4 protein-coding genes and 1 pseudogene are annotated in these 10078 nt (G+C 46.3%); all 5 read left to right on the forward strand.

Annotation, left to right across the window (positions count from 1 at the left end; all coding sequences use genetic code 11):
* The coding region (locus ACRD67_RS06190; protein WP_430966162.1) for a T9SS type B sorting domain-containing protein at window positions 1-724 on the forward strand (724 nt) is incomplete at its 5' end.
* 17 nt (window positions 725-741) lie between these two features.
* Entirely contained in the window at window positions 742-1692 is a 951-nt protein-coding gene (locus ACRD67_RS06195) for a PorP/SprF family type IX secretion system membrane protein (protein WP_489672313.1), read from the forward strand.
* Between the two features lie 11 nt (window positions 1693-1703).
* Window positions 1704-3641, forward strand: coding sequence for an OmpA family protein (locus ACRD67_RS06200; protein WP_430966164.1), 1938 nt, complete (start codon window positions 1704-1706; stop codon window positions 3639-3641).
* A 259-nt stretch (window positions 3642-3900) separates the two neighbouring features.
* On the forward strand, window positions 3901-8343 hold the full coding sequence (locus tag ACRD67_RS06205) for a beta strand repeat-containing protein (protein ID WP_430966165.1): 4443 nt from the start codon (window positions 3901-3903) through the stop codon (window positions 8341-8343).
* A gap of 490 nt (window positions 8344-8833) precedes the next feature.
* Window positions 8834-10078: pseudogene (locus tag ACRD67_RS06210) on the forward strand (hypothetical protein); the annotation flags it as partial.

The following is a 10078-nucleotide window of genomic DNA, read 5'->3' on the forward strand; positions in this document are numbered from 1 at the left end:
CGGGGATGAAGGGCTCACGCCCGAAAATACGGATGGTGCCGATAATCCCGACTATTTGGACCTGGACAGTGACAACGACCTGGTACCGGACAACAACGAGGGGAACGACTTCAATTTTGACGGGGTTCCCGATCAGAGCTTTACCGGTACGGATACCGATGGTGACGGCCTGGACGACGGTTATGAGGGTGCGGATGTGAACGACGGCTTCGACGTGAACGATGAGATCGACGACCCTGCCAACGACCTTCCGGATACGGACGGAACCGAGGACGTAAACTATAGGGACTTCGATGATGATGGCGATGGTCTGGACACACCCGATGAGGATGTGGATGAAGACGGTGACCCCACCAATGACGATACGGACGATGACGGCACACCGGACTACCTGGACCCTATCAACGATGTACCCCCGGTGGAAGCCATAGAAGTTAATCAATTGGTAACACCCAACGGTGACGGCAGAAACGACTTCTTGTTTATAAGAGGGGTAGAAACGGTACCAAATAACTCCCTAAAGATTTTTAATAGATGGGGAGTTGCCGTGTACGAGGGCACTGGGTATAACAATCAAAATAACGTCTTTGATGGCAGATCTAAGGGAAGGTCGACATTTAGTGGAGCAGATTTCCTACCTGCTGGGGTATATTTCTATATCTTTGAATACCAAATAGACCAAGAAAGAATTTCTGATAGTGGTTATCTTTATGTCAGCAAATAATTCATTGAACTCCTATGATACTTAAAAAAAGTTTCCTTATATCTGTATTTTTCCTCTGCGCCATTATAGAAGGTCTATATGCACAACAGGATGCCCAATACACACAATATATGTTCAATACACTCAGCGTTAACCCCGCTTATGCAGGTTCAAGGGGCCAGTTGAGTATTGCTGCACTATACCGTTCACAATGGGTGGGCTTGGACGGGGCTCCCGAGACCCAGACCCTAAACCTGCATTCGCCCATTCGAAACAGTAGATTGGGTTATGGAATATCCGTGGTAAATGATAACATCGGGGACGGGGTGGTGCAGGAAACCTATTTTGATGCGGTAATTTCCTATACGATAGATGTCTCACAGGATGCTAAATTATCATTTGGTTTAAAGGCCGGGGGAAATCTGTTGAATTTGGATTTTGTAGGGCTGAATAATTTTGATTCGGAGACCATTACTGGGGATAATATTGAAAATCGTTTTTCCCCCAACTTTGGCCTGGGATTGTACTATCATACGGACAGATTCTATGCCGGCCTCTCCGCACCCAATATTTTGGAGACGGAACATTTTGATAATTCACAGAGAGATGCAAATTCGGTTTCCTTCCTTTCAGCGGAACGGATCAATTTTTATCTGATTACCGGCTATGTATTTGATCTGAACGGCAATCTAAAATTTAAACCGGCCTTGTTGACCAAGGCAGTGGGAGGGGCTCCCTTACAGGTAGATATTTCGGCTAGCTTTTTATTTAACGAAAAATTCTCTTTCGGAGCTGCCTATAGATGGGATGCAGCGATAAGTGCATTGGCGGGTTTTCAGATAACCGACCAATTAATGTTGGGCTTGGCCTATGACAGGGAAACAACCGACTTGGGAAGTACGCAATTTAATGATGGATCCTTTGAGGTGTTTCTGAGATTTGAACTTGTAAAATCATTTCAACGTTTGGTGTCTCCTCGTTTCTTCTAAATTTAATAGAGATGATAAAAAAAATACTTTTACCGGCAGTCCTGATTCTTATCTCGCTGGGCACCATCTTTGCCCAAGAAAGATTGGTCAACAAGGCGAACGAAAAGTATGAGGACTATTCCTTTAGCCCGGCGATAGACATCTATCAAAAGGTGCTGGAAAAGGGATATGTTTCGTCCGACCTATTGAAAAAACTGGGCAATTCCTATTATTTCAATGCCGATTATCAGCAAGCTGCAGAAACGTACAAGCGCTTGGTGGACGAATATGAAAGCGAAGTGGGCCCGGAATATTATTTTAGATACGCTCAGACGCTCAGGACCTTGGGCGACTATGACCGGTCCGACGCGATGATGTCCAAATTCTCGGACCTGACCGCCGATGATAACAGAGCGGTAAAATATAAAAGCGACACCGACTATTTGGCCGAAATAGAAAAAAATTCAGGACGATACGAGCTGCAACCCTTTGAATACAACTCGGTCTATTCCGAGTTTGCCCCAACTTTTTACAAGGAAGGACTTATTTTTTCTTCGGATAGGGATACCGGAAATTTGGCCAGGTATAGGCACACATGGAATTCCAAGGACTTTTTGGACCTCTATAAGATTAATGCAGATAGCGTATCGGAGAATGTAGTAACAAAAATGGACCGGACCATAAATACAAGGTTCCATGAGTCTACTTCGGCGATAACCAAGGACGGTAACACTATTTATTTTACACGAAATAATTTAAAGGAAGGTAAGTTCGTAAAAGATGACAAAGGGATTATCAGGTTAAAGATCTTTAGAGCCACAGTACAGGATGGAGAATGGGCAAGTATCGAAGAACTGCCGTTCAATAGCGATGCCTATTCGGTAGCCAACCCCGCATTGGGTCCTAACGAACGAATGCTCTATTTCGCATCGGATATGCCTGGATCGTTTGGGGAATCCGATATTTTTAGGGTGACCATTAACAGCGACGGCACTTTTGGAACCCCGGAAAATTTGGGGCCTAACATAAATACAGCATCCCGTGAGACCTTTCCGTATGTGACTAGTAAGGAAATATTATATTTTTCCTCGGACGGCCATGTAGGTTTGGGAGGTTTGGACATTTTTGCCACCAAGATCAAGAACAACAGATTTACAGATCCAATTTTCAATGTGGGCAGATCGGTGAACAGCAAGCTGGACGATTTTACCTTTATCTTCAATGAGGAAACCAGGGAAGGTTATTTTGCCTCCAATAGGGAAGAGGGCACCGGGGCGGACGATATTTATAGTTTTGTGGAGAACACCCCCCTGGTCTTTGATTGCTTTCAGCAAATTTCAGGCACCGTACGCGATAAAATATCCAACGAAGTTCTTGTAGGCGCCACGGTAAAGGTCATTGATGAGAACAATGAGGAAATACTGACCACAATCACGGATTCCGAGGGAAATTACAGCCTTACCATTGATTGTAATCAAGGTAATTTTGTACGGGCCTTGACCGAAGGGTATGTGCCCGCGGAAGAATATTTGGGCACCTCCGATGGAAAACCCAGAATAATGGATTTTTATTTGGAAAGGGATACTGTAACGGCAGGTTTTGGGGACGATTTGGCAAAACTGCTGCAGTTGAGCACCATTTATTTTGACCTGAACAAATACAATATTCGCCCGGATGCCGAGGTAGAGATTCAAAAGGTGATAGCCGCCATGGACAAATACCCTAGCCTAAAAATAAAGGTGAATTCACATACCGACAGTAGGGGTGTGGATGCCTATAATTTGTGGTTGTCACAAAAAAGGGCCGATTCTACGGTAGAATACATGATTTCTAAAGGTATAACTGCAGATCGCCTTATGGGAGAAGGTTATGGGGAGACCCGTTTGGTCAACGAATGTGGAAACGGCGTACGTTGTGCAAGTGATAAACACCAATTGAACCGAAGGTCCGAATTCATCATTTTAGAATAATATAACCACCTAAACATATGAAATGCAGCTGCTTCCGGGAGCTGCATTTTTGTTTGGAAAGTAGGAAATATCGCCACTTATACGGAACATTTCACCCATTTCAAAACAGTCATACATCATTACTTTTAGGATTCACCCTTCCTATTCATACATACGCAACAATTTTTGGGTATCCCCTTTCAGCTGTTCTATTTTTAACGCGGTTTATAGTATCATGATTTTAGCATAGATCTAATTTCTTGATTGTGAAACGCTCCCAATGTATAGCAAACTACGTAGTAATAGCTTCCTTTTAGTATGTCTTTTTATGGCCTCCTTCGTATATGGCCAGCAGACCTATAGGGACAATTTTAGCTCTGTTTCCTACAGCAATAATGATGGAACACAGAACTTTGCCGGAAACTGGATAGAAAATGGGGACGATGGAAGCGCCAGCAGCGGACGGATTGAAATTGTCTCCAATCAATTGGAGTTAAACAATATTGATAGCAGATGGATTAGTAGGGCTTTGGATTTAACTGGGGCCACGGCGGTGACCCTTACCTTGGACTATGACGCTACCTCCAGGGGCAATGAATCCCTATACGTATATCTTTATAACAACGCAACAGCGTCCTATGATGTGGTGGCCACAATAAATTCCACCAATACGGGTTCCGTTAACTATAATCTGACCACAAACTATATTTCTGCAAATTCCAACATAGCTTTTGGAACGGCAAGTGGCAATTGGGGCAGTAGTGAAACTATATATATTGATAATGTGCAGTTCTCAGCCACTTTTAGCCCTGTAATAACCATAGCTGATGTTACTGTGGACGAAGCTGCGGGAACAGCCACTTTTACCGCCACGCACACCGGGGCCAATGCCTCGGGGCCCTTTACGGTAAACTATCAAACCGTAAATGGGACAGCCACTGCCGGAAGCGACTACACAGCTATTGGTAGCGGTACCCTTAACTTTAATGGGACCTCCGGGGATACCGATCAGATTACGGTCACCATTACCGATGATTCTACCATAGAAAGTACGGAGACCTTTACCATACAATTAACGGGTACTTCGGATGGTTCGGTAGTTATTACCGATACGGCCACGGGATCCATTACGGATAATGATTCCCTAATCATCACTGATGGGACTACCACCAACACCTGTAGTAGTACCTTTTTTGATACCGGGGGCCAGGGAGGTAATTACGGTAACAATGAGGACATTACCTTTACCATCTGCCCTGATACACCGGGCTCTAATGTTCGCCTCACCTTTACCAGTTTTGATGTGGAAAACGGTTTTGACTTCCTCTATGTGTATGAAGGTACCACTACGGGAGGCACCTTGATCGGACAATTCCACAATGGCAACTTACCACCTACCATTACCTCATCCGATGCTTCAGGTTGTTTGACCGTTAGATTCACCTCAGACAATATTGTGACCGCTGCCGGTTGGGAAGCCGTGGTTTCTTGTATAGTACCAAGCCCAATATTGACCATAGCCGATGTCGCGGTGGATGAGGATGCCGGAACGGCTACCTTTACTGTTACACATACCTCAGCAAGCGCTGCTGGCGCCTTTACCGTAAACTATACCACCTCTGATGGTACGGCCACCGCCGGATCTGATTATACGCTTACCACCGGAACACTGAACTTTAGCGGTACTACGGGAGATACAGAACAGATAACGGTCCCCATATTAACCGATTTGATCGTGGAAGGGGATGAGACCTTTACAGTTCAACTGACAGCGACGTCCGACCCATCGGTCGATATAACGGACACGGCCACCGGTACCATAAACAATAATATTGGGGTCAATACCCCCTTGACCTTGTTCAACGAATTTAACGGCTATTACGATTACGCGATTACCGGGGGAAGCTTAAGGGATCAGGACAATAATACGGACAGCTGTTCCATAACAACAAGCTCATCGAATACACTGACTACCACCATCCCGGGGACCGCTACCATAGAAAGGGCCTATTTGTTTTGGGCACATTCCGGTACTACGCCTGACTTGGACGTGACTTTTGAAGGCCAGGCGATTACAGCGAATTACGCGGATCAAACCTCTTTTGGCTCCTTACAGTTTTATGCCATGATCAGCGATGTGACCAGTCTAGTCTCAGGTATTGCCGACCCATCGACCAACACCTTTGATTTTACCGGGCTTACCATAGATAATACGGGCTCCTATTGTTCCAGTACGGTGGTAATGGGGGGATGGACACTAATGGTGTTCTATTCGGATGTTTCCTTGCCCGCTGTGAGTATCAATTTATACCAAGGCTTTGATGGGGAACAAAATAATACGGTTAGTTTTACCCTGAGTGGTTTTTATGCTATCGGGGCCTCTGGCGCCAAGACCACGGTACTTTCCTGGGAAGGGGATCAAACCTTGGCCAATAATGAACTCCTGTCCTTGACCACTTCTTCAGGTACGACCACCTTGGCCGGCGATGGGGACAATAACGGTACAACGGTGAACAACCCTTTTAATTCCACCATTTTTGACAATACCGTAGTTCCCAATATCAACAATACGACCACTTACGGTCTAGATCTGGATACCTATGATATATCGGCCCTAATCTCGCAGGGAGAGTCCACGGCGACCACCAATGTTGGGGTAGGTCAGGATTTTGTGATGCTAAATGCCGTACTTTTAAAAGTGCCCAGTAATATTATTGTAGGAAGCGTGTTCGAGGACGTTAATTATGGAGGAGGAGCCGGAAGGAACATGGCTACGGCCGGAGGTGTTGGTGTGGAAGGCGCTGTAGTGGAATTGTACGATAGCTCCAATGTCTTCCAGGAAGATTACACCACAAATGCCCTGGGAGAATATTCCTTTGGCGGTATGGCCAATGGGGATTATAGCGTTCGGGTGGTGAGCAGTACCGTAAATTCCTCCAGAGGAGGTGGTTCTAGCTGTACTAACTGCTTGCCTATACAAACCTATAGACGAAATTATACCACCTTGGGCGGTTTTACCAACTTTACCAACGAAATAGGGGGCGCAGATCCCTCCGCGACCGATGTAGCGGCAGGGACCCTCACCAATGCGCAAACGATATCTACTGTTACGATAACGGCAGATGGGGTGGCTGAACTCGATTTTGGCTTTAATTTTAATACCATCGTAAATACGAATGCGGATGGGCAGGGATCTTTGGGACAATTTATTCTGAACAGCAATAATCTTGATGAAACCGGGTTGGATATTGAGGCCAACGGTATTTTTGACCCTGCGGCCGGCCTGGATACCTCTATATTTATGATACCGCCCACAGGGGATGCCCTGGGACGTACGGCAGATAGCAATTACACCAGTGGCTATTTTGATATTGTTACCTCTAGCGCCGCACCACTGAGTGCCATAACGGCAGCAAATACAATAATTGACGGGAGAACACAAACCGCTTATTCAGGGGATAGTAACACGGGGACCGTTGGATCCGGTGGAGCTTCCGTAGGAACTTCGGCAAACGTACTACCTGTCTATAATCTCCCAGAAGTACAAATACGACATAGTAACGGGGGCGATGTCTTGATTAATGAGGGCACGGGTACGCTAATCCGCAATGTGGCCGTGCTGGCCAACAATTTTACGGGAATTCGCGTGGATAATGGTTCCGCTACCATTTCGGATGCGCTTATAGGCGTAAATGCCCTGGGCGCCAATGCCGGAAGTATAGATTATGGTATTGAAATCACAGGCGGAACAGCGGTTATCGAAGGGAACTACATTGCCACAAATGCATTGGCAGGAGTTTTCGTTAATGGAGGCACTTCAACTACGATACAGGACAATCATATCACCACCAATGGAAATGGTGCCTGTGACGACAATATTACCGTCTCTGGTGGTTCCGGTATTTTGATACAAAGAAATTTAATAGAGAATGCCTCTGCCCTGGGCATAGATGGGGATGGCATTAGTGGTAATATTACGATATCGGAGAATTCCATAAGCAACTCCGGCCAGGACGGGGGAAACTGTGGTGGCGCGATCGAAAACGCAGGAATTCGTTTGGATGGAAACAATTCTTCCATAACCAACAACCTTATTTTCTCCAATGGGGGTGCTGGCGTGGTTTTGGCAGGTGGCACTACCTCAGGGAACCTTATTTCTCAGAATTCCATTTATGCAAACGGTACGGCCAGTGCGGCCTTGGGGATAGATTTGGACGCTGCAGACAGCTTGGGTGACGGTGTTACCCTTAACGATAGTGGGGATGCGGATACAGGGCCCAATGGCGCTGCCAATTTTCCAATTATTTCAGCAGTTTTCATCTCGGGGAGTAATCTCATTTTGCAAGGATGGTCGCGACCCGGGGCCACGATCGAGGTGTTTTTGACGGATGTAAATCAGGGAACCGCAACAGCCGGCGATAATGCATTGGGACTATCCACAGACTATGGTGAGGGACAAGTTTATCTGGGTAGTGCGGTGGAAGGTAGCGGAGCCGATTCCGATGCTGGTACATCTTCTTATACCGATGTAGACGGGAATACCGACAATACAAATAGGTTCCAGATTAGTATACCTATAGGGGGAAGTACGGTCATAGGAAATTACATTACTTCCACCGCGACCATCGCAAATACCACTTCTGAATTCTCCCCTTTTAGCATCATAAAGGTGAGAACGATTATCACCAATCGACGGATTACGTACAGGGTCAATCCAAATTAATTTTACCTACAAATTTTAGGTTTTTTCTTACCAACCATGATTCGGTAAGCGTTGCTATATCGGCGATGATCGACCAATGAAGCTTGCGCGTTTGAAGCACTTTTTTTAACAATAACCTCATTTTTCTGTGGGTATACATTGCTATTTAACACTTACACAACATTTATTTTTCACGGGGGCATATAAGGTTAATTTTGTAAAGTGTAATAAAACCGTTTCGCTATCTCGCATAGAATGAATGGTTTAGACCAAACCCAAGTATGAATAACTTAACCAAATCTGAACGGCTTATGCCAAAGAAAAACCCTAATAGACAGTGTGGTGCGATAGTACCTAGTTCGTCTTCCCATTTTCATTTCAGGAAAAGTTTCTCCCAAAACAAGGTTTCGTAAGGTTATTCTATTTGAATACAGGATAGGTAGAACTATTCGTCATTAGAGATATGAATATAGCTAAAAGCAATAAATCGATTTTAAGTAAAGATAAGATCATGGACAAAAGAATTTTGTTAGTAATCTTTCTGTTGATTTCCGGATTGGCATTTTCACAGACAACAGTTACATTGCAAGATCAATGTAACTGCGAAGTACTTAGTGGTACTGCAGTGACAGCGCCAGGCGGAACTACCCCAGCGGGAGCGGATACGGGAGATATCTATGTAAACACGAATACGGGGACCATCTTTTTCTGGGACGGAAATTCTTGGGAGCTTACTTCCACAGATAGCCAACAAATTCAAAATTTTAGCTTTAATGCAGGAACCAACGAGCTTTCCCTTACACTGGAAAATGGCGGAACAGCTACGGTTACGCTCCCGGTAGAAACAACCACGACCTTAACGGATAATGGTAACGGGACTTTTACTTACACTAACGAGGACGGTACGGCCACGACCTTCGATGCCCGAAGGGCCACGGTGGTGGACAACGGCGACGGGACCTTCGACATCACCGACGATTCCGGTACCACGGTGACCGTAGACACCAACAACACGGTGACCACGCTCGTGGACAACGGTAACGGGAGTTTTACTTACACCTCCGAGGACGGCACGATCACCACCTTTAACGAAACGACATCTACCCTTGCCGACAACGGTGATGGTACCCTGACCTATACCAATGAGGACGGCGCTGCCACCACCTTCGACGCCCGAAGGGCCACAGTGGTGGACAACGGCGACGGCACCTTCGATATCACGGATGATTCCGGGACCACAATAACGGTGGACACGAACAATACAGTGACCACTTTGGTGGACAATGGGGACGGTAGTTTTACCTATACCAGTGAGGACGGGACCATCACCACCTTTAACGAAACGACGAGTACCCTGGCCGACAACGGCGACGGGACCCTTACCTATACCAACGAAGATGGCGGAACGACCACTTTCGATGCCCGTAGGGCCACGGTGGTGGACAACGGCGACGGCACCTTCGATATCACGGACGACTCCGGGACCACGGTAACGGTCGACACCAACAATACGGTGACCACCTTGGTCGATAACGGCGATGGCAGTTTTACCTATACCAGTGAGGACGGGACCATCACCACCTTTAACGAGACGACAAGTACCCTGGCCGATAACGGTGATGGGACCCTTACCTATACCAACGAAGATGGCGGAACGACCACTTTCGATGCAAGGCGTGCCACGGTGGTGGACAACGGCGACGGGACCTTCGACATCACCGACGATTCCGGTACCACGGTGACCGTAGACACCAAC

Source organism: Eudoraea algarum, assembly GCF_050589645.1.
In the GTDB taxonomy this organism is placed as follows: Bacteria; Bacteroidota; Bacteroidia; order Flavobacteriales; family Flavobacteriaceae; genus JBNGOQ01.

Bases quoted from the DNA above. Each gene is read 5' to 3' on its own strand.
- ACRD67_RS06200 (WP_430966164.1), top strand. From the start codon at position 1,704: ATGATAAAAAAAATACTTTTACCGGCAGTCCTGATTCTTATCTCGCTG.
- ACRD67_RS06205 (WP_430966165.1), top strand. From the start codon at position 3,901: ATGTATAGCAAACTACGTAGTAATAGCTTCCTTTTAGTATGTCTTTTT.